Below are 26,790 nucleotides of genomic sequence, written 5' to 3' on the forward strand. Positions count from 1 at the left end.
TTGACCATGCACTTGCTGCCAGGATGGTGGGGTTCCTGGCAGCAAGTGCATGGTCAACGGTGGGTTGGCGGCTTGGTGGGCCGCCTCCGGTCAGGCTTCTCTTGCCTCCGCCGCCTCCGCGGCGTCCAGGACGGCGAGCTCCGCGAGGTCCGCCGCGATCAGCTCCGCGATCTGGATGGTGTTCAGCGCAGCACCCTTGCGGAGGTTGTCGTTGCTGACGAACATGACCAGGCCCCGGCCGTCCGGCACGGACTGGTCCTGCCGGATGCGGCCCACCAGGGACGGGTCGACGCCGGCCGCCGCGAGCGGGTTCGGGACGTCGGCGAGCTGGACGCCGGGCGCGTCGGCCAGCAGGCTGCGGGCCTCGTCCGGCGTGATGGGCCGCGCGAACTCCGCGTGGATCGACAGCGAGTGCCCGGTGAAGACGGGCACCCGCACGCAGGTGCCGGCGACGGCCAGGTCGGGCAGGCCGAGGATCTTGCGGGACTCGTTGCGGAGCTTCTGCTCCTCGTCGGTCTCGCCCGAGCCGTCGTCGACCAGGTTGCCCGCGAGCGGCAGCACGTTGAACGCGATGGGCGCCGCGTAGACCTTGGGATCGGGCAGGTCGACGGCCCCGCCGTCGTGCACAAGGCCCTCGATCTCCTGGCCGACGGCGGCGCGCACCTGTCCGGCCAGCTCGTCCACCCCGGCCAGGCCGGAGCCGGACACGGCCTGGTACGTCGCCACGCGGAGCCGCTCCAGCCCCGCCGCGCGTGCCAGCGGCGAGAGCACGGGCATCGCGGCCATCGTGGTGCAGTTCGGGTTGGCGATGATGCCCTTGACCGCGTTCGTGATCGCGTCCGGGTTCACCTCGGAGACGACGAGCGGGACCTCCGGGTCACGCCGCCACGCCGACGAGTTGTCGACCACCAGCGCGCCCGCCTCGGCGAACCGCGGCGCGTGCTCGCGCGACGTGCCTGCGCCCGCCGAGAAGAGCGCGATGTCGAGGTCGGCGAGGTCGGCGGTCGGGGCCGCCGCGACGTCCTCCACCGGGACGTCCACCCCCGCGAACGGGAGGGTGGTGCCCGCCGAACGGGCCGAGGCGAAGAACCGGATCGACGCCACGGGGAAGTCCCGCTCGACCAGCAGGCGGCGCATCACGGCCCCCACCTGCCCGGTGGCGCCGACGACGGCGAGGTGCACGCCCTGGTCTGCGATGGTGACCATGTCAGCGCCCCGTTCCCGCGTAGACGACTGCCTCGCCGTCGGACGCGTCGAGCTCGAACGCGGTGTGCACGGCGCGCACCGCGTCGTCCAGCGAGTCGGCGCGGGTGACCACGGAGATCCGGATCTCCGAGGTGGAGATCATCTCGATGTTGATGCCCGCGTCCCGCAGCGCGCCGAACAGCCGCGCCGAGACGCCGGGGTGCGACTTCATGCCGGCGCCCACGAGCGAGAGCTTGCCGATCTGGTCGTCGAACTGCAGCGAGTCGAACGCCAGCTCACCCTGCACGGCGGTGAGGGCGGCCATGGTGGCGGGGCCGTCGCCGTCCGGCAGCGTGAACGAGATGTCGGTGAGGCCCGTGGCCGCCGCCGACACGTTCTGCACGATCATGTCGATGTTGGCGCCCGCGCCGGCGACGACCTCGAAGATGCGCGCGGCCATGCCCGGGACGTCCGGGACGCCGATCACGGTGATCTTGGACTCGGACCGGTCGTGCGCGACGCCGGAGATGATCGGGGCTTCCATGGCGTTCTCCTTCGACTTCTTCTCTGCCGCGACCACGCGCGTGCCGTCGTGGGCGCTGAACGAGCTGCGGACGTGCACCGGCACGCCGTACCGGCGCGCGTACTCCACGCTGCGCAGCGCCAGCACCTTGGCACCGCAGGCCGCGAGCTCCAGCATCTCCTCGTAGGAGACCCGGTCGATCTTGCGGGCCGCCGGGACGATGCGCGGGTCGGCCGTGAACACGCCGTCGACGTCGGTGTAGATCTCGCAGACGTCGGCGTCCAGGCCGGCCGCGAGCGCCACCGCGGTGGTGTCGGAGCCGCCGCGGCCGAGGGTGGTGACGTCGTTGGTGGACTCGGTGACGCCCTGGAAGCCGGCCACGATGGCGACCTGCCCCTTGTTCAGGGTCTCGCGGATGCGGTGCGGCACGACGTCGACGATCCGCGCCCGGCCGTGCACCGCGTCGGTGATGAGGCCCGCCTGCTGGCCCGTGTAGGACTTGGCCTTCACGCCCAGGTTGTTGATGGCCATCGCGAGCAGCGCCATGGAGATGCGCTCGCCGGCGGTGAGGAGGATGTCGAGCTCCCGCTGCGGCGGGAGGGGGGTGATCTGCTGGGCGAGGTCGAGGAGCTCGTCCGTGGTGTCGCCCATGGCGCTCACCACCACGACCACGTCGTTGCCCGCGCGCTTCGCCTCGGCGATCCGCTTGGCGACGCGCTTCACGCTGCGCGCGTCCCCGACCGAGGATCCGCCGTACTTCTGCACGACAAGTGCCATGCTGCCTGCCTTCTGTAGCCGGCCTCCGTCTCTTTCAACGGTCCGCCGGGTGCTTGGGTGTGCGGGTTGATGGTACGACGGCGGGCACGGCGGCGGTTGTGCCGTTCACCGTACGGGACGGCCACCCGGGCCGGACCCGGCGCTCAGGCGAAGACGTCCCAGGCCAGGCGGGCGATCAGCGCCCCGACGACGAGGACGAAGACGACGCGCACGAACTTCGAGCCCTTAGCCACCGCCATCCGCGCGCCGATGTAGGCGCCGACCAGGTTGGCCACGCCGAGCCCGAGCCCGATGGTCCAGATGACGTGGCCGTTCGGGACGAAGAAGATCAGCGCGCCCAGGTTGGTCGCGAAGTTGACGATCTTGGCGATGGCCGACGCCGGGAGGAACGAGTACCCGAGGGCACTCACGAGGCTGATCACCAGGAAAGTGCCGGTGCCCGGGCCGAGCAGCCCGTCGTAGGCGCCGATGAGGAGGCCGATCAGGGCGGCTATCCGCTTGTGCCCGTTGCCGACCCAGCGCAGGTTGTCGTGCTGGCCGACGTTCGGCCTGAGCAGCGTCCAGGCCAGCACGCCGACGAGCACGACGAGGATGATCGGCCTGAAGAGCTCGTCCGGGATGTACGAGGCGCCGATCGCCCCGCCGAACGCGCCGCCCAGGGCTGCGAGCGCCATCCAGCCCGCCGTGCGCAGGTCCGGCTGGACCCGCCGGTAGTACGTGACGGCGCTGACGGAGGTGCCCATGATGCTGCCGAGCTTGTTGGTCGCCAGGGCCTGCACGGGGCTGATCCCGGGGACGAGCAGCAGTGCGGGGAGCTGGATCAGGCCGCCCCCGCCGACGACGGCGTCGACCCACCCGGCGGCGAGGCCGGCGAGCAGGAGCAGGACGATGGTGAGGAGATCGAGTTCGGGCACGGGTGCATTGTGCGGGAATCGCTGCGATTCCCCCGTGGCGTCTCGGTCAGGAGGACGGCATGCTCACATCCGGGCGCCGCGGCGGACGGTGACCGGCGAGCCGTCGGCGATGAAGGCGGAGACCGGTTCGGCGGCGAGGCTCTCGACGAACTGCCTGCCGTAGACCTGCTCGACGTCGCACTCGAGGCCCGGGTCGGTGGCCCGCCAGACGTGCCAGCTCGGGTGCTCGACGCGGTACTCGACCGAGCCGCCGCCCCGCTGCGCGGCGTAGCCCCAGTAGTGCTCGGTGATGAACTGCTCCTGGGAGCCTTCGACGAGCGGCTGCGCGCCGCCCTGGGTGGTCGCCCGGACGTGGTGCCAGGCGCCGGCGTCGCGCCACGAGTACTCGACCAGGCCGCCGGCGGTGACCTCGCCGTCGTGCAGGTCGATCCGGTGCCGCATCGGCCGGGCCACGTACTTCTCGCCGTACGCGACGCGGGCGACGGTGGCCAGGGCCCAGCGGGGCACTATCTCCTTGACGAAGACGACGCCGCGCCGCCAGCCGTCGTCGGCGCGGCGGCGCACGTAGAACCGCAGGTTGATCTCGTCGAAGTCGCGGTGGAACGGGACCGGGACGCCGAGCAGGCGGGTGTCGAGGAACTGGAAGCCGACCACGCTCACGAAGTGCCGGCCGCCCCACGTGTCGAGCTCGACGCCGCGCGGCACGAGGGGCCGCAGGACGGCGGGGTCCGCCTCGTAGTTGAGCATCACCAGGCGGCGCCACTGCGCCGCGAGAAACTTGCCGGTCTGCGCCTCAGGCCCTGTCACGGCTGTCACGCCCGGGAACGTACCAGCCTCGCCGTCCGCATGTCGGTGCCGCCCCGTAGGCTGACCTCTTGTGTACGAAGGCGCGGTCCAAGACCTGATCGACGAGCTCGGCCGGCTGCCCGGCGTCGGGCCCAAGAGCGCGCAGCGCATCGCGTTCCACCTGCTCGCGACGGACGACCAGGAGGTGAAGCGGCTGGTCGACGCGCTCACCGAGGTGAAGCGGCGCGTCCAGTTCTGCGAGCTGTGCGGCAACGTGGCCGAGGCCGAGCGGTGCCGCATCTGCCTCGACCCGCGGCGCAGCGACGAGGTGATCTGCGTCGTGGAGGAGCCCAAGGACGTGGTCGCCATCGAGCGCACCCGGGAGTTCCGGGGCAGGTATCACGTGCTCGGCGGCGCCATCAATCCCATCGAGAACATCGGCCCGGACGACCTGCGCATCAGCGAGCTCCTGGCCCGGCTCGCGGACGGGACGGTCAAGGAGGTCATCCTCGCGACCGACCCGAACGTCGAGGGAGAGGCCACGGCGACCTATCTTTCCCGACTGATGGGCCATCTGGGTATCACCGTCTCGCGACTGGCCTCGGGTCTGCCGGTTGGTGGAGACTTGGAGTACGCGGACGAGGTGACGCTCGGCCGCGCGTTCGAAGGCCGCCGTGTCATAGGCAACGACAAGTAGGTGGGGATCACGATGAGCGAGATCACGCCCGGGTCGGACCTCCGAGAGGTCGCCGACCAGGTGTCCGCACAGGCACGGACGTTCCTGTCGACGGTGACCCAGGTCGCCTCGGGCGGGATGCCGGGGGCCGAGCTCTCCCTGCTCGTCCTCGCGTCGTCCGACCTGCTCGCGGCGGGGGCGCGGCTCGCGGCGATCGTGGACGTGGTGCCCAAGGAGCGCTACGAGCCCGACGCCGGTCCCGACACCGACCTCGACCCGCTGCGCGAGGCCCTGTCCAAGATGTTCGACGGGTTCGACGACTACACCGAGGTGGTCGACCCCGTGCTGGGCGAGGACGTCGGGTCCGCGTCGCTGTCGGGCGACCTCGCGTGCGTCGCCGAGGCGCTGGCCAAGGGCCTGCAGCACTTCGACAGCGGGCACGAGCTCGAGGCCCTGTGGTGGTGGCAGTTCTCCTACTTCTCGCTGTGGGGCGAGCGCGCGGCGTCGGCCCTGCGGGTGCTGCAGGTGCTGCTGGCGCACCTGCGCCTGGACGTGGAGGACGACGTCGCCGCCGAGGCGGAGTACGACGCCCTCCACGCCTGACGTCAGGCGACCCGGGTACCGCGCGGGAGCTCCGCCAGGGGCACCCGGATGCGGTTGACCGCCACGATGACGCCGGCTGCGCCGAGCAGCAGGTCGAACCCGAGGCCCCACGGCCAGACGAGCTGGTCGGAGACCTCGACGGGCGGCACCGGCGACTCGGCCTGCGTGCCGCCGTCCATGGTGTACCCGCTGCACCAGTCCTGCGGCCCGGTGTCGCCGGTCCGGACGTACCGGACGCCGTACTGCAGCAGCGCGAGCAGGTTGCCGTCGTCGGCGAGCACCTCCGGGTCGCCGTTCAGCGGCTGCGCGTCGGCGACCACCACGAACGGGTTCGGCGCGAGCAGCCACCAGGTGCGCTCGCTGTGCCACACGTCGATCTCGTGGGTCTGCCACTCGCACTCGGGCGCCGTCGTCTCCTCCCAGGTGTACCCGGGCTCGACGTCCCACACCCGCACGCTCTCCGTGGTGGTGGTCGCGGGCACGAGCAGGCCGAACAGGATGGGCAGGACGACGGTGAGCCCGCCGACGGCCAGGTAGGTGAGCACCGCCGACCCCGACGTCTTGTTCACCAGGGCCGAGAAGCCCAGCCCGATGGCGCACACGACGCCGAGCACCAGCGCGAGCATGAGCACGGTGGTGAGCAGGGCGAGCCAGTACACGCCGCCGCCGACCAGCGCCCACAGGAGGAACGGGATGCTCGCCACGAGGAACGCGAGCGCCGCCATCCAGGACGCGGCGAGCTTGCCGAACACGATCTCGGCCGGCGTCAGGAGGGTGACCTGCAGCGTGGCGAGCGTGCCGGCGTTCCGGTCGCCGTTGATCGCGCCCGACGACAGGGTCGGCGCCACCAGCAGCCCGAGGAACAGCACGAAGCCGACGACGATGCTGTAGACGGTCCCGCCGAACAGCTCGCCGGAGCTCAGCCGGCCGTTCGCGAGGACGCTGAGCGCGCCCGTCGTGAGCAGCGTGATCAGGCCGACCATCAGGAACCACACGATCAGCGCGGTCTTCCACCGCGTGGAGCGCACCCGCTGGCGCAGCTCCAGCACCGCCACCGTGCGCAGGCCGTGCCAGGACAGCGACCAGGTGCCGCGCCCGCCGGGCGCGCGGTCGGCCGGTGCCGACTCGACGACTTCCACGTCCACGCTCATCGCCGCTCCTCCTCCAGGGCCAGGTAGGCCTGCTCCAGCACGCCGCCCGCCGGCGCGATGCTCGACACGTCGATGCCGGCCTCGACCGCTGACCGCAGCAGCGCGGCCGCCGCAGCGGAGCCGGTCAGCTCGACGAGCACGCCGGGACCGTCGGCCTCCCTGCGGTAGGTCGGGCCGTCCGCGTCGAGCCAGGTCACAAGGGCCTCGACGTCGAGCGCGGTCACGCGCCACTCGCGCGGCCGGTCGGCGTCGGCCACCGACTGCGTGGCGACCGTGCGCCCGCGCGAGATGAACACCGCGTCGTCGGCCATCTCGTCGAGCTCGGTGAGCACGTGCGAGGAGACGAGGACCGTCTTGCCCTCGCCGGCGAGGCGGCGGACCAGCACGCGCAGGTCCACGCGGGAGCGCGGGTCCAGACCGGAGGCGGGCTCGTCGAGGAGCAGGACGTCGGGGTCGTGCACGAGCGCGCGGGCCAGGCCGAGGCGCTGCTTCTGGCCGCGGGACAGGACGTGCGCGGGCTGGTCGGCCAGCTCCGTCAGGTGCACGAGGTCGAGCAGCTCGCTCGCGCGGGCCCGGCCGGCCGCTGCGTCGATCCGGTACGCCGCAGCGACCGTCGTCAGCACCTCGCGCGCCGTGAGGGAGTCCCAGGTGCCGAAGACGTCCGGCATCCAGCCGGTGCGCGAGCGCGCTGCGTAGTTCTGGGTCACCGGGTCCGCCCCGGCGATGCGGATGGCGCCGGCGTCGGGCGTCAGGAGCCCCGCGAGCATGAGCAGGAGGGTCGTCTTACCCGACCCGTTGGGACCGATGAGCGCGGTGACCCGGCCTGGTGCGGCGACCAGGTCGACGTCGGCCACCGCGTGCACCGGCCCGAACGAACGCCGCACGCCCTGCGCGCGGATACCACCGTCTGGTGTCATGCCGGGACAGTAGCGTGCGCCACCGACACGGTCCGTCGGTCCGGGGGATGAAACCGGACGTCCGACCAGGGAATGACGCCGCAGGTCAGCCCCGTCGCACCTTCCCGGTCACGGCCAGCAGCTCACGCTCGCCGAAGGCGACATTCTGGTCGATGGCCACCGCCACCTCCTCGCCCGAGAAGCGCAGCTCCAGGCGCCACTCGAACGGCGTGCCGAGGAACACCATCCGGCCGCGCAGGGTCGAGGCGGAGGTCCAGGCCGCCGCCGTCGCGACGTCGGCCGGGGCACCGAGGAGCGAACAGCTTCCCGGGACCCACTCGTCGTGCCCGAACCGCACGAAGTGGTCGAGGCCGCCGATCGTGAACGCGACCTCGGTGCGGCCGTTCACGTCCCGGCCCAGCGTCAGCGCACGCACGTCGCGCCGGTTCGGCTCGAGCTCGAACGTCACGCCCCGCAGCTCCTCCTCCAGCGGGGACGACGCCGCGCCGGCCGGCGTGCGCAGCGCCGGCGCGAACGGGACGGCGGCGGCCGCCTGGTCTCGTGCAGGTTCCTCGGTGGTGCCCGCATGCTCTCGTGCGGGCTTCTCGGTCGTGCCCGCCTGCTCTCGCGCAAGCTCCTCGACGGCGTCCGGGCCGGCCCAGGCGTCGTCGGGCAGCAGCGAGTCCCACACCGCGTCCAGGACCGACTGCAGGTCGGCCAGCCCCGAGGTGATGGCGAGCACCAGGTCCTTCTCGGGCCAGACGACGATGTACTGCCCGAACGCGCCGTCGGCCCGGTAGGCGCCGTGCCGGCACTGCCAGAACTGGTAGCCGTAGCCCTGAGTCCACTCGGGCCAGTCGCCCGGCCCGGTCGGCACCTGCTTCGCCGTCGCGGCGGCCACCCATTCCGCGGGGACGAGCTGCCGACCCTCCCACGCTCCGCCCTGCAGGCAGAGCTGGCCGAACGCCGCCATCTCCTCTGTGGTGATCGACAGCCCGTAGCCGCCCGTGTCGATGCCGTCCGGATCCTGCTCCCAGGCCGCGTGCGTGATGCCGAGCGGCGCGAACAGGCGCGGCGTCAGGTAGTCGAGCAGGCGCTGCCCCGTCCTACGGTGCAGGATCGCCGACAGCAGGTACGTCGCGCCGGTGTTGTAGACGAAGTGCGTGCCCGGCTCGTGCTCCACGGGCTGCGCCAGGATCGCGCGGGCCCAGCTCGAGCCCGGCAGGGAGATCGTGCGGTCGATACCCTCCATGGTCGAGGCACTGTGGCCCGTCGTCATGGTCAGCAGGTCGCGCACGCGCATGGCGGCCAGGTGCTCGCCCGGGTCGGCGGGGGCCTCGTCCGGCAGCAGGTCGACGACCTTGTCGTCCAGGGCCAGCAGCCCTTCGTGGACCGCGAGGCCGACCGCCGTCGAGGTGAAGCTCTTGCTGACCGAGAACATCGTGTGCGGGCGGTCGGCCGTGTGCGGATGCCACCAGGCCTCGGCGATCACGCTGCCGTGCCGCAGCACCAGCGCGCTGTGCACGTCCTCGAGGCGGTCCAGGCGGTCGACGAGGCGCCGCACCGCGGCGGGATCGACCCCCTCGGCCTGCGGGGTGGAGCGGGGCAGGATCCGCGACATGCTGGAGCACGTCCTTTCGCTCGGAGACGGGACATTTTTCCCCACCCCGGCCGACGCCGACACCAGAGCCCGTGATGCGATACGGCATGCCAGACTCCCTGTCATGCCCCGCGACCTGCGCGCGCTGCCCACGGCCAACCTCCACCTGCACCTGACGGGTTCGATGCGCCCGACGACGGCCGCGGAGCTCGCCGCGCGCTACGGCCTGCCGCCCCTGCCAGCTGTGCTGATCGAGCCCGGCGTCGTGCACGGCTGGGACGCGTTCCAGGCGCGGTACGACACGGCCCGCGCCGCGGTGCGCTCGGCCGACGACATAGCGCGCGTGGTCCGGGAGGCGGTCGAGCAGGACGCCGCCGACGGCGTCGGCTGGACCGAACTGCAGGTGGACCCGACGGCGTACGCGGGGTGGCTCGGGTCGCTGGAGGCCGTGGTGGAGGCGCTGCTCTCCGCCGCTCAGGGCCTGCCGGCGGGGGTGATCCTCGCGGCGAGCTGGGGCGCGAACCCGGAGCACGCCTGGCGCATTGCCGAGCTCGCGGTGAAGTACGCGCCGGAGGGTGTGCTCGGCTTCGGGCTGTCCAACGACGAGCGGCGCGGGCGGGTCGCCGACTTCGTCCCGGCGTTCCGGCTCGTGGCCGATGCCGGGCTGGCGCGTGTGCCGCACGCCGGGTTCTACGCGGGCGCCTGGCACGTCCGCGAGTGCGTCGAGCTGCTAGGCGCCACCCGGATCGGGCACGGGCTGACCGCGCTGCAGGACCCGTCGGTGGTCGCGCTCCTGGCGGAGCGCCAGGTCACGCTGGAGGTGTGCCCGACGTCGTACCCGCCGTTCGGCGTCACGCCGGCGGTGGACGCGCTGCCGGGGCTGCTGGCCGAAGGGGTACCCGTCGCGCTCGCGACCGACGACCCGCTGCTGTTCGGCGTCGGCATGGTGGGGCAGTACGAGCTGGCGCGGCAGGTCTGCTCCGACGACGAGCTCGCTGCGATCGCGGCGACGTCGGTGCGGGCGTCGGCGGCGGCCGACGTCGACAAGGAGCGGATGCTGGCGGGCGTCCGCGCCTGGCTGGACACGGCGTAGCAGAGCTGCTCGCTCTCGCGGCCGGTCAGTCCGCGACCACCTCGACCTCGTAGCCGTCCTCGTTCTCCAGGTAGGCCGCGTAGTGGTCGGGACCGCCCGCGTACGGATGCTTGTCCGGGAAGAGAAGCACCCAGCCGTGCGCGAGCGCCGCTTCGCCGAGCCGGTCCACCTCGTCGCGCGTACCGCCGTGGAACGCGAGGTGATTGAGCCCAGGTGCCAGGCGGTCGTGGGCGTCGGCTGCCAGTGCGGGGCTCTGCTCGACGACGACGTAGGTGCCGTCCAGGATCCAGCTCACTCCAGCGGCCCAGCGCTGATGCTCGGCATAACCGAGCGTGGCGAGCAGCCAGCCCCACGACCGTTCCGCGCGGTCCAGGGACGGGACCCAGATCTCGACGTGGTGCAGGCGACCGCGTGTCGTGGGCCGGTCGGGAGTCCCGGGCGTCACGGGGCCGCCGCCGCGATGACGCGGGTGAGGCTGCTGTGCATCTCAGTGTCCCGCCGCGGCAAGCAGGTCGCGGGACAGCGGCGCGAGGGGGTAAGCCGCAACCGGATCCGAGGGGTCGATCCACACGAGCTCCTCGAGCTCGGCCTGGACCGCGATCTCGGTGCCCGGCCGCAGCCGCACCCGGTAGGCGTGCGCGTCGACGACGTGGTCGGGCTCGTTCGCCGCGGGCGCCGCGAACCGGCCGAGGCTCTCGATGTCGGCAGGGTCGAGGCGCACCCCGACCTCCTCCTCGAACTCCCGCACGAGTGCGGCCAGCGGCTCCTCACCGGGCTCGATCTTGCCGCCCACCTGCATGAACGCCTGGGTACCCCGCTTGCGGACGAGCAGATGCCTGCCGTCGGGGCGCTCCACGACGGCCGCCACGATCCGTAGCGTCGTGATCACGGCTGCTCCACGATCTCGTCGATCACGGTGCCGCCGAGGACCTGCACCACGAGCGATACGCCGACCAGTCCCGTCGACGTGATGTCCGGGTCGTCGGCGGACGGCTCGTCGTAGAGATCGGGCCCGTCGCTCGACGCGGCGGCTCCCGCCGCGGACCCGTTCCGCGGCTCGGTGGAGGCGTTGTTCGCCCGGGCCCGACGCTGAGCCGCCTGCCGCAGGGCCTCCCGCGCACTGCCCGCGCCCGAGACAGGAGCCCTCGCCGAGGGCGGGGCCTGGTCCTCGTAGACGGGCTCGGGCTCCGGCATGTCGTAGTCGGGGGGTGGTTCGGTGGCACTGGCGCCGGACAGCCACGCCTCGTCCGCCGCACTGGCCGCGTTCGACGCACCCGTTGTGCCTGCTGCGGTCGCCGTGCCTGCCGCACCCGCTGTGCCTGCCGCAGTCGCCGTGCTTCCCGCGGTCGACCGGCGGGTAGCGGGCCGGGACTGCTCCGGCCGGCCGGCTTCGGGACCGGCCGGCTCAGGTCGCGACGGTTCCGGGCGGCCGCCCTCGGGGCCAGACGGCTCCGGCCGCGACGACTCGCGGCGGTCGGCAACCGGCTCGGGACGGCCGCCGACCGAGTCGGGACGTCCAGCGACCGGTGCCGGACGTTCGGCAACCGCGACGCCCCCCTGGGCCGCGGAGCCTTCCCAGGTCGCCGACCCGGCCGCCCCGCACGGCGTCGGCCCCGGCGGCCCACCTGAGGCCTGGCCGCCCGCCGCGTTCGCCCGTCCGGCGCCCGCTCCGGCAGTCGAGGCCACCGGAGCCGACGGTGTGGACACCACCGCCCCGCCGCCCAGCGGTGCCACGTCGGGCCAGTCCGGTTCGGGGGCCGCTGCGGGCGCGGGCGCCTCGCGCCGCGGCTCGCCCGACGACGCCGTCGGCCCGGCACCGCCACCAGAGGGACCGCCGCCAGACGGGCCACCGCCGGGCGCGCTGCCACCTCCACCGCCGGGCGACGCGCCGCCGCCGGACGGGCCCTCGTCGAGAGTCGCCTCGACCCGTACCCGGATGCCGAGCGTCTGGTAGACGGCCTCCTCCACGGCACTCGTGTGCCGCGCGTTGGAGAACGTGCGGGCCAGGCCGGGCGCCGCGAAGCCGAGTTTCAGCGTGCGGCCCTCAAGTGAGGCGACCTGCGCGTTCGGACCGACGAGCGACCACGTGACGCGAGCGGCGGCGAGGGCGCCGAGCACCTCGGGCCAGCGGCGTCGGACGGTCTCCGTCGTGACTCCGGCGTCGGCACCCTGCGCCGCGACCGGCGCGGCCGCCTGCTGCGCTGCAGCCTGTGCGGCCGACTCGGGAGCACTTGACGCCGGCTCCGGTGCGGCGAACTCGCGCTCGACCGGTGTCACAGACTCACCCTCGGCAGATGCAGCCGGCTGGCTCTCGGCCGGCGCAGCGGACTCGGCCGGCGCGTTGAGTCCCGACGATGCGCCGGACGAACCGTCGACCGAGACGGCGGACTGGCGCTCGCCCGCCACCGCCTCGGAGTCAGCCGGCCCCGCCATCGCGCCTGACCCCGGAGCGGCGGACGCCACCGGAGCGGACTCCGGACCGCCCGGCCCCGCAGGCGCGGAAGCGGCGGACCTGGATGCGGACGCCTGCGACGCCGCGCCCCCGGGCTGCCCCGGCTCTCCCCGGTTCTTGCGCGCGTCGAGCACCGCCCGCGCGGCGGCGGGCCCGGCAAGGCCGCCCGGCACCGGCTCGGAAGTCGACGCACGGTCGGGCGCCGCCCCGCCACCGTGGTCGGAGGCTGCCGGCGTCCCGGCGGCGACGAACCCGCCCCGTTCGAGCCGGTCGATACGGGCGGCGAGGCCCGCTGCGCCGTCGTCGGCCCCGGGCAGGAGCAGGCGGGCGCACAGGAGCTCCAGGTGGAGGCGCGGCGACGTGGCGCCGGTCATCTCGGTGAGGGCGGCGTTCACGAGGTCCGCCGCGCGCGAAAGCTCCGCCACCCCGAGCCGGCCGGCCTGGGAGCGCATGCGGTCGAGCTGGTCGGCGGGTATGCCGCGCAGCACGGCGTCGGCCGCGTCGCCCGAGACCGCGATGATGATGAGGTCGCGGAGGCGCTCCAGGACGTCCTCGACGAACCGGCGCGGCTCGTGCCCCGTGGCGATGATCTGGTCCACGACCCGGAAGATCGAGCCGCCGTCGCGCGCGGCGAGCGCGTCCACGACGTCGTCCAGGAGGGCCGCGTGGGTGAAGCCGAGCAGGCCGACGGCGAGGTCGTAGTCGACGGTCCCGCCCGTCGCGCCCGCGATGAGCTGGTCCATCACCGAGAGGGAGTCGCGCACCGAGCCGCCGCCGGCCCGGGTGACCAGCGGGAGCACCCCGCCGCCCACCTCGATCCCCTCGGCCGCGCAGAGCTGCTCGAGGTACGGGGACAGCACGTCCGGCGGCACGAGCCGGAACGGGTAGTGGTGGGTGCGCGACCGGATGGTGCCGATCACCTTGTCCGGCTCCGTGGTCGCGAAGATGAACTTGATGTGCGGCGGCGGCTCCTCGACGATCTTCAGCAGTGCGTTGAAGCCCTGCGGCGTCACCATGTGCGCCTCGTCGAGGATGAAGATCTTGTACCGGTCGCGCGCCGGGGCGAAGGTGGCGCGCTCGCGGAGGTCACGCGCGTCGTCGACGCCGTTGTGCGACGCCGCGTCGATCTCCACCACGTCGAGCGAACCGGGGCCGCCGCGTGCGAGCTCGACACAGGAGGCGCACTCGCCGCACGGGGTGTCGATCGGCGACTCGGGCGTGTTCTTCGCGCAGTTCAGCGTCCGCGCGAGGATCCGTGCCGACGTCGTCTTGCCGCAGCCCCGAGGGCCGCTGAAGAGATAGGCGTGATTGACCCGCCCGCTGCGCAGGGCCTGCATGAGGGGGCCCGTGACGTGGTCCTGGCCGATCACCTCGGCGAACGTCTCGGGCCGGTAGCGGCGGTACAGGGCGGTGGTCACGCAAGCAACGATAGACGCCACCACCGACACTGACGATGCAGCCGTCCACAGCCATGGGACGACGGCGCCGATACGCAGTGACCACTGGCCACCCGCGAGGGTCGCAACGCGAGCATGAGCCCGGCCGTGTTTTCCACAGATCTCAGACTCGCCGAGCCAATCGAACAATTGTGCCATATGATGGCGGCATGTTCAGCGACTACGGCTCATAACCAGACCCGGCCTGCGACACGCCGACCGGGCTATTGCGCGCTGTGTCGAGCCTGCCACGCGCTACCGACACTCCCCGTAGCCACCCCGCCCTGGCACTCGGAGACCTGAGCGCGGAGCGGATCGCCGGCCTGCACGCCTGGCTCCTCGCCGCGGCCAAGCCTGCCGACGACGGCGCACGGATCGACACCCTGCGAACCTTGGAGGAGCTCAAGGCAGCCTGTGTGGCGGTGCAGGCGCAGGTGCTCGTCGAGCTGCAGGACGACGCCCTGCGGGCGGCGCGCGAACACGCCGCCGACCCGGCCGGGCATCACGACACAGCGGGTCGGCAGATCCCGGTCACGGTGAGGTCTGCCGAACGTGACGCGACCGCGAGCACGGTCCAGCAAGCCGCCCGGGCGCTGCGCCTCTCACCCCACCGCACCCGGACCCTGCTGGGCGCGGCCCGCGTCTGGCACGAGGAGATGCCGCACACCCTGGCTGCGCTACGGAGCGGTCGGCTGTCCGAGGCACGTGCGCTGCTGCTGGTCAAGGAGACCGCGTGCCTCACCCGGGAGGACCGCGAGCGGATCGACGCGGACCTGTGCGCCGATCCGCGCACCCTGCAGGGTGTCGGCACGCGGCAACTCGTCGGCCTGATCAAGGATCGCGCTAACCAGATCGACCCCGCCGCGCTGGTCAAGCAAGCCGCCAAGGCGGTGACCGAACGCTGCGTGACGATCCGGCCCGCGCCGGACGCCATGGCCTACGTGACCGCGCTGCTACCCATGGCACAGGGAGTACAGGTCTACGCGGCGTTGAAGCTCGCAGCGGAGTCCGCCCGGTACACGGGCGGCGACGAGCGGTCCATCGGCCAGATCATGGCCGACACCCTGGTCGAGCGGGCCACCGGCCAGGAGCGAGCGGCCGACGTGCCGGTCGCCGTGAATCTCGTGGTCTCCGACGCCGCGCTGCTGGCCGGTGGGCACGAGCCCGCCGTCGTCCTGGACGCCACCGGTGCCGGTCACGGCACCGTGCCCGCAGCCGTTGCCCGCAACCTCACCGCGAGCGCGCTCGACCTCGACGCCGCCTGGCTGCGGACCATCTACGCGACTGATCGTGGAAACCTGATCGGCACCACCAGCAGACGACGACTCTTCGCCGACGGACTGGCCGACCTGCTCAGGATCAGAGACCAGGGCATCTGCCGAACGCCCTGGTGCGACGCTCCGATCCGCGAGCTCGACCACGTCAGACCGGCGGCCGACGGCGGCCCGACGAGCCTGGCCAACGGGCAGGGGCTCTGTGTTGCCTGCAATCAGGCCAAGGAAGCCCCCGGCTGGCGCTCGGTCCCGGGAACCGATCCCGGCACCGGCCGGCACGTCGTCACCACGACCACACCGACCGGGCACCGGTACCGTTCGGTCGCGCCGCGACCCCCGCGCCCGATCGAGCGAAGCGCGCCCTGCCGCACCGGCCGCAGCAACACGATCCTCCGACCGGCAAGGCACGTCGCCTGAGCGAGCTAGCTGAGATCCGGCCGACCGGGGTCTCAGCCTCGTCCAGCCACCCGCGCTTGTCCGTCAGCAAGCTCTACGGCGCCCAGCAAAGTCGGGCACGCCCCCGCACCGCCGTCGTGCCTGGGGCCTCACCAAAGGCCCCACCGCACCTCACCGCCGCAGCGCGCGCCTAGCCAGAGTGTTCCCCAGCCACTGCACGGCCTGGACGATCAGCACGATCAGCACCACCACCACGGCGGTGACCGCCCAGTCGTACTGCCGGTAGCCCTGCACGATGGCGAAGTCGCCCAGCCCGCCGGCGCCCAGGTACCCGCCGATCGCGGACATGTCGAGCACGCCGACGAACAGGAACGTGTAGCCGAGGATCAGCGGCGCGAGCGCCTCCGGCACCAGCACGGTCCGCACGATCCGGAAGGGCGAGGCGCCCATGGCCCGGGCTGCCTCGACCACGCCCGGATCGATGGAGACCAGGTTCTGCTCGACGAGCCGCGCGAAGACGAACGTCGCCATGAAGCACATGGCGAACGTGAACGCCTCGATGCCGATGGTCTTGCCGATGACGGCGCGGGTCAGCGGGCCGAGCGCCACCAGGAAGATGATGAACGGCACGGGCCGCACCACGTTGACCGCGAGGTTCAGCACGGCGAACACGACCCGGTTCCCCAGCAGGTTCCCCGGCCGCGTCAGGTACAGCCCGAGCCCGAGCGCCAGCCCGAGGAAGCCGCCCACCAGCAGCGTGATCAGCACCATGTACGCCGTCTGGCCCGCTGCCTCCCAGAGCAGCGGCGTCAGCATGTCCCAGCTCATGCGGCCCTCCCGTGGTCATCCACCCAGGTGACGGCGCGCAGCGCGGCGACGGCGGCCTCCACCGCCACCGGATCACCGACCAGCTCGACGGTCAGCGACCCGTACGGCCGCTCCGCGACCTCCGTGATGCCGCCGAACACGACCGTCCCGTCCACGCCGTGCTCACGCAGCGTGCGCGTGAGCACGGCCGACGAACCGGCCACCTCGTCCACGCCCACCGTCACGATGTGCCCGGTGTGCCGCGTCCGCAGCCGCGCCAGCACCTCGGGAGAGGGCCGGTCGCGCAGCGCGGTCGCGACGAACCGCCGGGTCACGTCGTGCGCGGGCGCGCTGAACACCTGGTAGGCCTCGCCCACCTCGACGACGCGCCCCCGGTCCATCACCGCGACGCGATGACAGATCGAGCGCACCACGTCCATCTCGTGCGTGATCACCACCACCGTGACGCCCAGCTCACGGTTGACGCGCTGCAGCAGGTCGAGCACGCCGCGCGTGGTCTCGGGGTCCAGGGCCGACGTCGCCTCGTCCGCCAGCAGGATGCGGGGGTTCGTGGCGAGCGCCCTGGCGATCCCGACACGCTGCTTCTGCCCGCCGGACAGCGTGGACGGATACACACCCGCCTTGTCCGCCAGACCGACGAACTCCAGCAGCTCAGAAACCCGGGCATCCCGCCTGGCGCGCGGCCAGCCCGCGACCTCCAACGGGTAGGCGACGTTTCCCGCCACCGTCCGGGAGGCGAGCAGGTTGAACTGCTGGAACACCATCCCGATCCCGGCCCGCACCGGGCGCAGGCGAGCCTCGTTCAGGGCGGCGAGCGAGACGCCGTCGACCACCACGTCCCCGCTCGTGGTGCGCTCCAGGGCGTTGATCAGCCGGACCAGGGTGGACTTGCCGGCGCCCGACTGGCCGATGACGCCGAAGATCTCGCCCTCGCGGATGTCGAGGGTGACCTCGTCGACGGCCCGTACCTCGCCGCCGCGTCCGCGGCCCGGGAACACCTTCGAGGCGCCCTCGAACCGCACGATGCTCGCGGCCTCGGTGGCGGCGGGCATCAGGAGGCGTCCTCCTGGATGCCGGCCAGGATCTCCTGGAGCTCGTCGGCGGGGTTGTCCTTGATGACGCCGGTGTCGCCGGAGGCCTCCAGCACGCCCTGCTCGACCTCCGGGGAGTGGTAGATCTCGATGAGCTGCTGGAACACCTCGTTGTCGGCGTCGGCCGCGCGGGCCACCCACACGTTGATGTACGGCTCGGCGGCGGCCGAGTCCGGGTCGTCCGAGAAGATGGCGTCCTCAGCGGTCAGGTCGGCGTCGCCCACGAAGTCGTTGTTGATGATCGAGGCGTCGACGTCCTGCAGGGCGAGCGCCGTCTGCGCCGCGTCGACCGGGGTCACGGTCACGCGGGACTCGTCCTCGACGATGTCGGCGGGCGTGGAGAACGCGCTCCCGCCGTCGCGCAGGGTGACCAGGCCGGCTTCCTGGAGCACGAGCAGGGCACGGGCCTGGTTGGTGTCGTCGTTGGGGATGGCGATCTCGCCGCCGTCGGGGATGTCCTCGACGCTGTCGTGCGACGTCGAGTACAGGCCCAGCGGGTAGACGGCGGTGGCGCCGATCGGCGTGAGGTCCTGCCCGGAGGCGGTGTTGTAACCGGCGAGGAACTGCAGGTGCTGGAACTGGTTCAGGTCCAGGTCGCCGTCGGTCAGGCCCTGGTTGGGGAGCTGGTAGTCGCTGAAGTTCACCAGCTCCACGCTGATGCCCTCCTCCTCGGCCAGGTCGGTGAAGGTGGTCCAGTACTCGTCACCGGAGTTGACGACGCCGATGCGCACCGGGTCGTCGGCGGAGCCGGTGGCGGGCGTGAGCTCCTCGGACCCGCCGCAGGCGGTCAGGGCGAGGGCGGTGGTGACGGCGAGGCCGGTGGACAGGACGGCGGTCAGACGAGACATGGTGAGTCCTCTCGGGGCGCACGGGCGCGGGTGTGCCTGTGCTCAGGATGCGTGGGGCCGGCGCCTGGCGCAGGCCGAGGTGTGACGGCGGCGGGCCACGGCCATCAGCAACGTGGCGAGCTCGCGAGACAGTGCGGGGCGGTCCTCAGCGGACCGTGGGAAGGTGCGGCGCGTTCAGCGCCCGCACATTCGCCCGCCGCGCACGCGGCTGCTACACCTGGCGTCGCGGCAGGTGCGCGACGTCGGGGCGGCGGTCCGGGTGCGGGTCATGCGGACATCGTGCGTCACGGCAGGACCCCGAAGCGAATCCCTTCCGGAGAAATCCCACGATGCGGACGGATTCTGTTCCACATCGTGGAGGATCCGCAGAAACGCGGGAACGAGAGGACCCCCCGCACACCCACCAGAGCTCACTTACCCTTGCTGCCTTCCGGCCCTGGGGGAGTTCGGCGAGATGGTGCCGCACGAGGGGTCTGCTCACAGACTAACCGATCCGAACGCCCCGGCTGAAACCGCGCGACGACCGGACCGGGAACCACAGGGCGGCCGGACCGCGAGCCACACGGCACGCCCGGCCGAACGACCCGCCACCCGCTGTTCGCGACCTCACAGTTCGCCCCCGATTCCGATTCGTTGTCCGAGCAGGGCGTCCGGTATCCTCGTCAGGCCGCGCCAGACTCCGGTCCGTGGTCGCGTGCCGCCCTGGTGCGGAACGCGAGGAGGATTCGCCTAGCGGCCTATGGCGCACGCTTGGAAAGCGTGTTGGGTTCACGCCCTCGGGGGTTCGAATCCCCCATCCTCCGCAGGATGCCAGGGCTCGGGATCGTTGGAATTCCAACGGTTCCGAGCCCTTCGCCATGTCCGGCACGGGGCGTGTGGGCACAGAATGGGCACACTGCGGAGAGCCCGCGTGATTCTGTGCCCGGTTCGCGCCGTCCGCGGGCGCCGGCCTCGCAATTCGCCCATACGTCACACGACGTTCCGGGCACGCTCACCTCTGTCTGGTCGGGTGGACGGGCATCAACCCCCTTGATCTGGAGGAGAGCGCATGTCCACCACCCCCGGCATCTCGCGTCGCACCATGCTCACCGCGGCGGGTGCCGTCGGCGCCGCCGCCCTGGCCGGCACGGCCGCGGCAGGTCCGGCCGCAGCAGCCCCGGCCGCCGCGCAGACGGCGCACGGCGCCCGGCCCGTGATCGGCCCCGCCCGAGGCGAGTGGCTGCACGCCATGAGCTTCAACGTCCGCTACGACCGCGAGGGCCAGACCCAGCCCGGCGAGCCCGACTACTGGCCGGAGCGCGCGCCGCTCACCACCGAGTTCCTGCGGCTCGAGCAGCCCACGATCCTGGGCGTCCAGGAGGTCGAGTTCAACCAGCTCGCCGCCGTCGAGGCCGGGCTCGGCCGCGGCTACAAGATGGTGGGCTTCGGGCGCGACGGCGGAGCCGCCGGCGAGTACTCGGCGATCTTCTACGACGCCCGCCGCCTGACCGTGAAGTGGTGGGACCAGTTCTGGCTGTCCGACACGCCGGACCTCATCAGCTCCGCCACGTGGGGCAACTCCGTGACCCGGATCGTCACCTGGGCCGAGCTGCACGACAGCGTGACCGGCCGCGACTTCCTGCACATCAACTCGCACTTCGACCACCAGTCGGAGAACGCACGCGTGCGCAGCGCCCAGGTGGTGCGCGACCAGATCGCGGCGGCCGGCCTCCCCGTCGTCTTCACCGCCGACTGCAACGCGGCTGCCGAGGCGTCCGCACCGTACGACGTCCTGGTCACCGAGGCCGGCCTGCAGGACACCTGGCTCGCCGCCGACCGGCAGCTCACCCCGTACGTCGGGACGTTCCCCAACTACGGCACGCCCAACCCCACGGGCACCCGGATCGACTGGATCCTCGCCACGGCAGGGATCGACGTGCGCTACGCGGCGATCAACACCTGGACCAAGGACGGCCGCTACCCGAGCGACCACACGCCCGTCCAGGCGCTGCTCAAGCTCTGAGCACCTCCGCGGTAGCGTCCCCGTTCCCGCCGGCGGGAACGGGGACGCCCTTGGCCCGGCGAACCGGTGTCAGGCGGGAACGGGGACGCTCCAGCTCGGCGAACCGGCGTCAGGCACGACGGCGGGTGACCAGCGCCGCCACGATCCCGGCGGCCCCGACCACGATGCCGGCCCCGCCGAGCCAGCGGCCGACCGGGTCGACGGCGGAGGCGTCGGCCGCCGCCGACCCGCCCTCAGCGGCGTCTCCGGAAGCGGAAGCCGCGGTGTCGCCAGAGGCCGCACCGTGGTGCCCCTCCCCCGACTCCGCGGCCGTCGTCGTGAACACGGGTGCGGGAGCCGCCGGCTCCGTACCGTCGTCGGTGGCGAGCTCGTCCCAGTCGACGACCTCGCCGTCGGTGTACGTCTGGTGCGCGGGCAGCACGACGTCGGTGCCCTCCTCGGGCAGCGCGCCGACCCGGATCGCGAACTCCTGGTACTCGTGCGGCGGCACCTCGTGGCCCCGCTGCGCCGTCCAGGTCACGCGGGCGGGCGCCTCGTCGACCGTCGCGCCCTCGACCTCGAACGGCTCGTCGAGCTGCTCCACCTCGACCTCGACGTCCCAGCCGGGCAGGCTGCGCGGCGTGACGCTGAGGAACGGGGTGTCGGTGGGCAGGTCCACCACGAGCTTCTCCGTCGACTCGGTGTCCGACTCGGTCGGCACGCGGAACGTGAGGCTCGCGTAGCTCTCGGCGGCGGTCGTGTCGGGGTTCACGGTGACGTGCGCGTAGGCGGTGGTGGGCAGCAGCACCAGGACGGCGGCTGCGGGGACTGCCACGAGGGCGCGGCGGGTGGGCATGCTGAAGCGAGTCATGTGCTCGGTCCTTCGGGTGTGGAATGAGTAGGAGGGCGTACGGCGACGCACCTCCCGCCCGTTTCCGTCAGGCCGCGAGGTGCATCACCCGGGCCGACGGCGGCGGCCCGCGCACCGGCGCGACATCCACGTCCACGGGGCCCGACGGCGTCTCGACCGTCGCCGACACCAGGACCCGCAGGGCCACGGGGAGCCGCAGCGGCTCCACCGTGAGGGGCCGGGCCAGCCACGACGCGAGCAGCCACACGCCGCGCTCGACGCCGACGAGCAGCCCGACGGTCACGACCGTCGCGAGGGCGTGCCACGCGAGCATCTCCGGACCGATCGCTGCGGCCTCCGCGCCGAGGCACGTCCCGTCCGGCAGCGTGCCGGTGACGGTGACCGGACCGGCCAGGTGCCCGTGCGCCCCGCCGTCGGACAGCATGGACGGCGCGCAGGCGCCGCCGAGGAACGAGAAGGCCTGGTGCAGCGCGTACTGGCCGAGGCCGGCCAGGGCGAGGCCGCCCGGCCAGCGGATCTGCCGCCGCACGGCGACGGTGGTGACCACGAGCAGCAGGGCGCCGAGCAGCGCCATCGCCTCGGCGGGCGGCACGTGGCCGCCCGCCTCGAAGTGCGCGGTCACGGCGAGCGCCAGTACGACCGCCGCCCACAGGAGCGCGCGGCCGAGGCGCACGGCTCCCGAGGACGGCGTCAGCACAGCACAGACCTTAGTCTCGCCGGCTGCCCGGTATGTACCCGCCTACGGGGATGGTTGCCTAACCCTCGTCGGTGCTGCTCGGCATGATCCGCTTCTCCGGATCGATCGACTGCGCCGGCACGCACCCCACGACGTTCCGCAGCGGCTGGTCGGCCGCCACCTCGACGTCGTCGACGTCGAGCGGCGCCTCGTAGTTCTCGCCGATGAGCAGGTCCACGCGCCGCTCGGTGCGGTCGTCGAGCACCAGGCGGATCTCCGGGAACTGCGCGGCGAGCGTGTACGCCTGCACTATCCCGTTCCGGCCGAAGCGGATCTCCGACTCCTGGAGCCGCACGGGCACGTCGCCCGTCGCCACGATGTCGAACCCGCGCTCCTCCAGGACCGTCCGGTGGGCCTTGGCCAGACCGGACTCCCCCGAGGCGTTGAGCAGGCGCACCTGGGTGTCCGAGTACGCCGTCGGGAGGGCGCCGTCGGGCTGCCCGGCCACGGGCGGCACGCACGGCGCCGGGTACGTCTCCTGCTCCGCGCCGCCCACGGTGGTGAACGGCCGGTTGAACGGCGAGCTGATGGCACCCGAGTAGACGGCGAGCGCGAAGATGCCGCAGACCGCCAGGAACGCGATGAGCACGCCGAAGACCACGGCCTGGCGCTCGTGCTCTCGGCGACGGCGCTCCACACGCGCCTGGTCGTACCCGGGGGATGTCACGCGACGAACCTACCTGAGGTCAGCGGATGGTGAGCACGCGAGCGTGCAGCACTGGACGTTGCTGGAGAGCGGCGCGCACCGCCCGGTGCAGGCCGTCCTCGAGGTACAGGGTGCCCTCGTACTCGACGACGTGCGCGAACAGGTCGCCGTAGAACGTGGAGTCCTCGGCGAGGAGCGTGTCGAGGTCGAGCGTGCGCTTCGTGGTGACGAGCTCGTCGAGCCGCACCTGGCGCGGCGGCACGTCGACCCAGTCGCGGGTCCGCGAGCGCCCGTGCTCTGGGTACGGGCGGCCGTCTCCTACGGCCTTGAAGATCATCGGTCCATCCCTCACTGGACTCGGCGGGGCACGATCCGGGAGCGGCGGAGAGAACCAGCCTGCTGAGCACCGGACAGGCTCGGAGGAGCCTACCGGAAGCCGCGCACGGGCGACAGCCGGCCGGCCGCCGGATCGGCGGCCCGGCAACGATCGCTGCCGAGATCGTTGCCGGAACGTCACCGGCCCGCAGCCCGGGCCGGTGACGTCCCCTCCGCTCGGTCCCGGCGGGTTCAGACGCTCGGGATGTCCCGGCGCCGGAACCCCAGGAACGCGAGCGCGAACAGCACGACGGCGACGCCGCCCAGGCCCCACAGATGGGAAGCCTCGACGCCTTCGAGCGCGGGGCTGCCGACCCACCAGAACGGCGAGATCTTGCGCGCCCACTCCGGCAGGTCGAACAGGTCGGCGAACATGCCCACCAGGAAGATGTACCCGATCATCACCCACGCGATGCCCGTCGCCTGCGGCAGCCAGGCGTAGAGTGCCGCCGCGAGTCCCAGGAGCACGGCGAGCGCGGGCAGGTACACGAGACCGAGCTCCAGGTACTCCTCGAACGCGAGCTCGTCGTACCCCGTGGACGCGGCGCCCAGCCACAGGGCGAGCGCGCCGGTGACCTGCACGACCGCGGTCCCGAGGACGGCGACCACGAGGGAGGAGCCGAGCCACCGCCCGCGGGACACGGGCGCGGCCAGGGAGATCTCGGTCCGGCCGGCCTCCTCCTCGCCCTTGACCCGCAGCGTCGCGGCGATCCCGTAGGCCCCCGCGCCGGCCGCGATGTAGAGGCCGAAGATCCCGAGGAACGTCCGGACCATGTCCTCGCCGCTGCCGAGCAGGGCGGCGTACATGGGGTTCCCCTCGACGGCGTCCAGCATGTTGGGCACCTCCCTGATGACGGTGCCCGAGCCGAGCCACATCACCCCCAGGCCGAGCCCTGTCCACATCAGGGCGCCCCGCTGCTGCACCCACGCCAGCGCGGCGGGGCCGGCCAGCGAGGGCGCGGCGTCGGCACGGCCCCTGCGCACGGCGACCAGGCCGGCCCCGAAGTCGCGGCGCGACCCCAGGTACGCGGCCAGGACGATGAGCACAACGATCGCCGCGGCGCACAGGCCGAGCGGCCACCACCGCAGGTCCACGAAGACGCGCGTCTGCTGGACCCAGGCGATCGGCGAGAGCCACGACAGCGCGTTGCCGTGCTCCTCCTGGATGTCGCCGAGGGCCCGCAGCAGGAACGCGGCGCCGAGCACGGCGAGCGAGAGGCCGATGGCGCCCCGCCCGTGCTCGTAGGCCTGCGCCGCGACGAGCGCGACGGCCCCGAAGACGAGCGCTCCGAGCGCTATGGCGAACGTCATCGCGAACGACTGCGCGGCGTCGAAGTCCTGTGCGGCGACCGTCGCGCCGCTGGCGAGGGCGATGACCACGTTCATGATCAGGACGAGGAGCAGCGCGGCGACCGACGGCGCGTGCCGGCCCACCTTGCCGGCGCGCACGAGCTCGGACCTGCTGCTCTCCTCCTCGGACCGGGTGTGGCGCACGATCTGCAGGATGCTCATCACGGCCAGGGTGAGCACGACCCAGAGGATGAACTCGTTCGCCACGGCGGCGCCCGGCGTGTAGTCGTCGAGGCCGTAGCCGGGCCCCGTCATGGAGACCATCGCCGGCGACGAGACCAGCACGGACCGGGCCTCGCTGGCCGCGGGGTCGTCGAGCAGCACGTACTCGCCCAGCCCGCCCGCGTAGAGGAGCGTGACGCCGAGCGTCCACCAGAAGATGCGCATCCGGTCCCGGCGCAGCATGAAGCGCAGCAGGCTCCAGGTCCCGGTGAGCGTCGAGCCGAACGCCGGCCGGGCCAGGGCAGGGGCCGACGGCGTCGCGACGGCCGCGCTCATCGCGCACCCGCCTTCTTGGCGGGCGAGCCGTTCGCCGCCGCCGCGGCCTCCGCGGCCGCCTCATCGGCGTCGAGCACGTCGCCGTAGTGGCGCATGAACAGGTCCTCCAGCGACGGCGGGGTCGCGGTGAGGCTGCGCACGTCGAGCGCGGTGACGGCGGACAGCACCGCGCCGATCTGCGTGTTGTCGGCGTCGAACGTGACGCGCGTTCCGTCGTCGGTCACGGTGCTGACCAGGTCGTGGACGCCGGACAGCGCGGCGACCGCCGCCGGGTCGCCGCCCACCACCGCCGTCACGCTGGTGCGCGTGAGGTGGCGCAGCTCGTCGAGGGTGCCGGACTCGACGTCGGTGCCGTTGCGGATGATCGTGACGGTGTCGCAGACCTTCTCGACCTCCGACAGGATGTGGCTGCTGAGCAGCACGGACCGGCCTGCGGCCTTGGCCTCGCGGATGTACTCGGTGAACACGGCCTCCATGAGGGGGTCGAGGCCGGAGGTGGGCTCGTCGAGCACGTACAGCTCCGCGTCGGTCAGGAAGGCCGCGACCAGGGCGACCTTCTGACGGTTGCCCTTGGAGTAGGTGCGCGCCTTCTTGCGCGGGTCGAGCTCGAAGCGCTCCAGCAGCTCGGCCTTGCGCGCCGCGAGCCGCGCCCGGTCGTGCCGGCCGCTGAGCCGGGCGAGGTAGTCGATGCACTCGCCGCCGGTCAGGTTGGGCCACAGGCTCACGTCGCCGGGCACGTAGGTGATGCGCTTGTGCAGCTCGACGGCGTCGCGCCACACGTCGCCGCCGAACAGGCGCGCGGAGCCGGCGTCCGCCCGCAGCAGGCCGAGCAGGATGCGGATGGTGGTGGACTTGCCGGCCCCGTTGGGGCCGAGGAAGCCCCGGACCTCACCGGGCCGCACGGTCAGGTTCAGGCCGTCGAGGGCCCGCACGCTGCCGAAGGACTTGTCCAGGTCGTGGATCTCGATAGCAGGTGTCGCGGTCATGACAGGTTCGCTCTCTGACGTCGGTATGGGAGACGTAGCAGGGCAGCGCTGTGCGGCCGGCGGTGCCGGTCAGGCTGAGGCGGGCGCTGTCCCGTCCTGCGACGGCGGGTCCGGCACGTACAAGAGGTACTCGTCGAGCATGCGCCGTGACGTGAGAAAGCCCTCGGTGAACAGCTCCAGCATGGGCAGGTAGCTGGTGGCGAGGTAGTTGCGGACGATGGCCACGAGGTCGGCCGGGTCCGACGGCGGGTTGAGGGTCACCTCGAGCAGCAGCGCGCCGAGCGCGGAGAGCGTGAGGTAGCGCGCTCGCGCGACCTCGTCCCGGCTGGGCACGATCACGCCGGCGGCGACGCCGTCCTGGGTGTAGCCCTCGGCGTCGGCGACCATGTGGCCGATGAACTCGCGGGCCAGCGGGCTGCCGTCCTGCATCGACCGCAGGACGTACCCGACGATGGGCGCGTTCTCCTCGGCTCCCGCGAACTTGTGGAAGAAGCTCTGGCCCGCCGCGGCGTCGGCCACGTTCTCGCGCTTGAGCCGGCGGATCTCGGCCAGCAGGTGCGCGTCGCACTCGGCGCGGAGCTTGTCCTTCGAACCGAAGTGGTGCATCACCAGGCCCGCGCTCACCCCGGCGTCGGCGGCGATGGCGCGCACCGGGACGCCGAAGCCGTCCACCGCGAACCTGCGGATCGCGGCGTCGCGGATCCGGGCGCGCGCGGTCAGGTCGGAGACGGCCGGGGGGTTCCCCGCCGGCTCTCCTACCCTGTCCACCCTGTCGGCTGAACGCACGTTCAGTATGCTATCCACGTGTTCAGCCCGGC

At 72.6% G+C, this 26,790-nt stretch carries 25 protein-coding genes, 1 tRNA gene and 1 other RNA gene; 6 read left to right on the forward strand and 21 right to left on the reverse strand.

Annotated elements, in window-relative coordinates:
• Positions 1–90: 90 nt before the first annotated feature.
• The 4 genes from AC0QU1_RS24595 to AC0QU1_RS24610 form a co-directional block, all read right to left on the reverse strand.
• Positions 91–1,206 (reverse strand): aspartate-semialdehyde dehydrogenase, encoded by a 1,116-nt coding sequence (locus tag AC0QU1_RS24595; protein WP_483573185.1) that lies wholly within the window; start codon positions 1,204–1,206, stop codon positions 91–93.
• A gap of 1 nt (position 1,207) precedes the next feature.
• Positions 1,208–2,485 carry an aspartate kinase gene (locus AC0QU1_RS24600; RefSeq protein WP_483573187.1) on the reverse strand — a complete coding sequence of 426 codons (1,278 nt, stop codon included), beginning with the start codon at positions 2,483–2,485 and terminating at the stop codon, positions 1,208–1,210.
• Between the two features lie 143 nt (positions 2,486–2,628).
• Positions 2,629–3,399 (reverse strand): TSUP family transporter, encoded by a 771-nt coding sequence (locus AC0QU1_RS24605; RefSeq protein WP_483573189.1) that lies wholly within the window; start codon positions 3,397–3,399, stop codon positions 2,629–2,631.
• Between the two features lie 63 nt (positions 3,400–3,462).
• Positions 3,463–4,215 (reverse strand): YqjF family protein, encoded by a 753-nt coding sequence (locus AC0QU1_RS24610; RefSeq protein WP_483573191.1) that lies wholly within the window; start codon positions 4,213–4,215, stop codon positions 3,463–3,465.
• Positions 4,216–4,276: 61 nt separating this feature from the next.
• On the opposite strand from AC0QU1_RS24610, the gene recR reads away from it, so the two are divergent.
• Positions 4,277–4,882: a recombination mediator RecR gene (gene recR, locus AC0QU1_RS24615; RefSeq protein WP_483573192.1), complete on the forward strand. Its 606-nt coding sequence runs from the start codon at positions 4,277–4,279 to the stop codon at positions 4,880–4,882.
• A gap of 12 nt (positions 4,883–4,894) precedes the next feature.
• Entirely contained in the window at positions 4,895–5,464 is a 570-nt protein-coding gene (locus AC0QU1_RS24620; RefSeq protein ID WP_483573193.1) for a DUF5063 domain-containing protein, read from the forward strand.
• Positions 5,465–5,466: 2 nt separating this feature from the next.
• On the opposite strand, the gene AC0QU1_RS24625 is transcribed toward AC0QU1_RS24620, so the two are convergent.
• The 3 genes from AC0QU1_RS24625 to AC0QU1_RS24635 all read right to left on the reverse strand — a co-directional run bounded on the left by AC0QU1_RS24625 (position 5,467) and on the right by AC0QU1_RS24635 (position 9,132).
• A complete protein-coding gene (locus tag AC0QU1_RS24625) occupies positions 5,467–6,615 on the reverse strand; it encodes an ABC transporter permease (RefSeq protein WP_483573194.1) in 1,149 nt (382 codons plus the stop codon).
• Positions 6,612–7,532, reverse strand: a complete 921-nt coding sequence (locus AC0QU1_RS24630; protein WP_483573196.1) for an ABC transporter ATP-binding protein — start codon at positions 7,530–7,532, stop codon at positions 6,612–6,614. Before AC0QU1_RS24630 ends, AC0QU1_RS24625 begins: the two co-directional genes overlap by 4 nt.
• A gap of 85 nt (positions 7,533–7,617) precedes the next feature.
• Entirely contained in the window at positions 7,618–9,132 is a 1,515-nt protein-coding gene (locus AC0QU1_RS24635) for a serine hydrolase domain-containing protein (RefSeq protein WP_483573198.1), read from the reverse strand.
• Positions 9,133–9,235: 103 nt separating this feature from the next.
• Between AC0QU1_RS24635 and add the strand changes: the two genes are divergently transcribed.
• Positions 9,236–10,204: an adenosine deaminase gene (gene add, locus AC0QU1_RS24640; protein ID WP_483573199.1), complete on the forward strand. Its 969-nt coding sequence runs from the start codon at positions 9,236–9,238 to the stop codon at positions 10,202–10,204.
• A 25-nt stretch (positions 10,205–10,229) separates the two neighbouring features.
• On the opposite strand, the gene AC0QU1_RS24645 is transcribed toward add, so the two are convergent.
• Genes AC0QU1_RS24645 through AC0QU1_RS24655 form a run of 3 tightly spaced genes read right to left on the reverse strand, consistent with a single transcriptional unit; the run spans position 10,230 to position 14,074 of the window.
• Entirely contained in the window at positions 10,230–10,649 is a 420-nt protein-coding gene (locus AC0QU1_RS24645) for a VOC family protein (RefSeq protein ID WP_483573200.1), read from the reverse strand.
• A gap of 42 nt (positions 10,650–10,691) precedes the next feature.
• Positions 10,692–11,093 carry an NUDIX hydrolase gene (locus tag AC0QU1_RS24650; RefSeq protein ID WP_483573201.1) on the reverse strand — a complete coding sequence of 134 codons (402 nt, stop codon included), beginning with the start codon at positions 11,091–11,093 and terminating at the stop codon, positions 10,692–10,694.
• On the reverse strand, positions 11,090–14,074 hold the full coding sequence (locus AC0QU1_RS24655; protein ID WP_483573203.1) for a DNA polymerase III subunit gamma and tau: 2,985 nt from the start codon (positions 14,072–14,074) through the stop codon (positions 11,090–11,092). Before AC0QU1_RS24655 ends, AC0QU1_RS24650 begins: the two co-directional genes overlap by 4 nt.
• A 254-nt stretch (positions 14,075–14,328) precedes the next feature.
• Here AC0QU1_RS24655 and AC0QU1_RS24660 point away from each other — a divergent pair, with 254 nt between their 5' ends.
• Positions 14,329–15,783 carry an HNH endonuclease gene (locus AC0QU1_RS24660; protein WP_483573205.1) on the forward strand — a complete coding sequence of 485 codons (1,455 nt, stop codon included), beginning with the start codon at positions 14,329–14,331 and terminating at the stop codon, positions 15,781–15,783.
• A gap of 150 nt (positions 15,784–15,933) precedes the next feature.
• Here AC0QU1_RS24660 and AC0QU1_RS24665 read toward each other — a convergent pair whose 3' ends face one another.
• The 4 genes from AC0QU1_RS24665 to ffs all read right to left on the reverse strand — a co-directional run bounded on the left by AC0QU1_RS24665 (position 15,934) and on the right by ffs (position 19,006).
• The gene (locus AC0QU1_RS24665; protein ID WP_483573207.1) at positions 15,934–16,590 is read right to left on the reverse strand and encodes a methionine ABC transporter permease; all 657 of its coding nucleotides are present in this window, start codon (positions 16,588–16,590) and stop codon (positions 15,934–15,936) included.
• The gene (locus AC0QU1_RS24670) at positions 16,587–17,642 is read right to left on the reverse strand and encodes a methionine ABC transporter ATP-binding protein (protein ID WP_483573209.1); all 1,056 of its coding nucleotides are present in this window, start codon (positions 17,640–17,642) and stop codon (positions 16,587–16,589) included. Before AC0QU1_RS24670 ends, AC0QU1_RS24665 begins: the two co-directional genes overlap by 4 nt.
• Complete coding sequence (locus AC0QU1_RS24675) at positions 17,642–18,529, reverse strand: MetQ/NlpA family ABC transporter substrate-binding protein (protein WP_483573211.1); 888 nt, start codon at positions 18,527–18,529, stop codon at positions 17,642–17,644. The genes AC0QU1_RS24670 and AC0QU1_RS24675 overlap by 1 nt, the downstream gene beginning before the upstream one ends.
• Positions 18,530–18,909: 380 nt before the next feature.
• Positions 18,910–19,006: signal recognition particle sRNA small type (gene ffs / locus AC0QU1_RS24680), an RNA gene on the reverse strand.
• Positions 19,007–19,247: 241 nt separating this feature from the next.
• Between ffs and AC0QU1_RS24685 the strand changes: the two genes are divergently transcribed.
• Positions 19,248–19,332: transfer RNA gene (locus AC0QU1_RS24685), tRNA-Ser, on the forward strand.
• Between the two features lie 245 nt (positions 19,333–19,577).
• Positions 19,578–20,531: an endonuclease/exonuclease/phosphatase family protein gene (locus tag AC0QU1_RS24690; protein WP_483573212.1), complete on the forward strand. Its 954-nt coding sequence runs from the start codon at positions 19,578–19,580 to the stop codon at positions 20,529–20,531.
• Between the two features lie 109 nt (positions 20,532–20,640).
• Here AC0QU1_RS24690 and AC0QU1_RS24695 read toward each other — a convergent pair whose 3' ends face one another.
• The 7 genes from AC0QU1_RS24695 to AC0QU1_RS24725 all read right to left on the reverse strand — a co-directional run bounded on the left by AC0QU1_RS24695 (position 20,641) and on the right by AC0QU1_RS24725 (position 26,758).
• Positions 20,641–21,381, reverse strand: a complete 741-nt coding sequence (locus tag AC0QU1_RS24695; protein WP_483573213.1) for a YcnI family copper-binding membrane protein — start codon at positions 21,379–21,381, stop codon at positions 20,641–20,643.
• A 67-nt stretch (positions 21,382–21,448) separates the two neighbouring features.
• Positions 21,449–22,078 carry a hypothetical protein gene (locus AC0QU1_RS24700; protein WP_483573214.1) on the reverse strand — a complete coding sequence of 210 codons (630 nt, stop codon included), beginning with the start codon at positions 22,076–22,078 and terminating at the stop codon, positions 21,449–21,451.
• A 58-nt stretch (positions 22,079–22,136) separates the two neighbouring features.
• Positions 22,137–22,784 (reverse strand): LytR C-terminal domain-containing protein, encoded by a 648-nt coding sequence (locus tag AC0QU1_RS24705; protein WP_483573215.1) that lies wholly within the window; start codon positions 22,782–22,784, stop codon positions 22,137–22,139.
• Positions 22,785–22,803: 19 nt separating this feature from the next.
• Positions 22,804–23,100, reverse strand: a complete 297-nt coding sequence (locus AC0QU1_RS24710; protein WP_108493446.1) for a type II toxin-antitoxin system VapB family antitoxin — start codon at positions 23,098–23,100, stop codon at positions 22,804–22,806.
• 230 nt (positions 23,101–23,330) lie between these two features.
• Positions 23,331–24,986: an ABC transporter permease gene (locus AC0QU1_RS24715; RefSeq protein WP_483573217.1), complete on the reverse strand. Its 1,656-nt coding sequence runs from the start codon at positions 24,984–24,986 to the stop codon at positions 23,331–23,333.
• A complete protein-coding gene (locus AC0QU1_RS24720; RefSeq protein WP_483573218.1) occupies positions 24,983–25,972 on the reverse strand; it encodes an ABC transporter ATP-binding protein in 990 nt (329 codons plus the stop codon). The genes AC0QU1_RS24715 and AC0QU1_RS24720 overlap by 4 nt, the downstream gene beginning before the upstream one ends.
• A 69-nt stretch (positions 25,973–26,041) precedes the next feature.
• Complete coding sequence (locus AC0QU1_RS24725; RefSeq protein WP_483573220.1) at positions 26,042–26,758, reverse strand: TetR/AcrR family transcriptional regulator; 717 nt, start codon at positions 26,756–26,758, stop codon at positions 26,042–26,044.
• Between the last annotated feature and the right edge of the window lie 32 nt (positions 26,759–26,790).

The organism is Promicromonospora noduliphila (genome assembly GCF_056951025.1).

Coding starts and splice junctions, on each gene's coding strand:
- AC0QU1_RS24670 (WP_483573209.1), bottom strand. CDS start 17,642: ATGCCCGCCGCCACCGAGGCCGCGAGCATCGTGCGGTTCGAGGGCGCC.
- AC0QU1_RS24665 (WP_483573207.1), bottom strand. CDS start 16,590: ATGAGCTGGGACATGCTGACGCCGCTGCTCTGGGAGGCAGCGGGCCAG.
- AC0QU1_RS24715 (WP_483573217.1), bottom strand. CDS start 24,986: ATGAGCGCGGCCGTCGCGACGCCGTCGGCCCCTGCCCTGGCCCGGCCG.
- add (WP_483573199.1), top strand. CDS start 9,236: ATGCCCCGCGACCTGCGCGCGCTGCCCACGGCCAACCTCCACCTGCAC.
- AC0QU1_RS24690 (WP_483573212.1), top strand. CDS start 19,578: ATGTCCACCACCCCCGGCATCTCGCGTCGCACCATGCTCACCGCGGCG.
- AC0QU1_RS24625 (WP_483573194.1), bottom strand. CDS start 6,615: ATGAGCGTGGACGTGGAAGTCGTCGAGTCGGCACCGGCCGACCGCGCG.
- AC0QU1_RS24710 (WP_108493446.1), bottom strand. CDS start 23,100: ATGATCTTCAAGGCCGTAGGAGACGGCCGCCCGTACCCAGAGCACGGG.
- AC0QU1_RS24695 (WP_483573213.1), bottom strand. CDS start 21,381: ATGACTCGCTTCAGCATGCCCACCCGCCGCGCCCTCGTGGCAGTCCCC.
- AC0QU1_RS24675 (WP_483573211.1), bottom strand. CDS start 18,529: ATGTCTCGTCTGACCGCCGTCCTGTCCACCGGCCTCGCCGTCACCACC.
- AC0QU1_RS24595 (WP_483573185.1), bottom strand. CDS start 1,206: ATGGTCACCATCGCAGACCAGGGCGTGCACCTCGCCGTCGTCGGCGCC.
- AC0QU1_RS24620 (WP_483573193.1), top strand. CDS start 4,895: ATGAGCGAGATCACGCCCGGGTCGGACCTCCGAGAGGTCGCCGACCAG.
- AC0QU1_RS24630 (WP_483573196.1), bottom strand. CDS start 7,532: ATGACACCAGACGGTGGTATCCGCGCGCAGGGCGTGCGGCGTTCGTTC.
- AC0QU1_RS24635 (WP_483573198.1), bottom strand. CDS start 9,132: ATGTCGCGGATCCTGCCCCGCTCCACCCCGCAGGCCGAGGGGGTCGAT.
- AC0QU1_RS24600 (WP_483573187.1), bottom strand. CDS start 2,485: ATGGCACTTGTCGTGCAGAAGTACGGCGGATCCTCGGTCGGGGACGCG.
- AC0QU1_RS24720 (WP_483573218.1), bottom strand. CDS start 25,972: ATGACCGCGACACCTGCTATCGAGATCCACGACCTGGACAAGTCCTTC.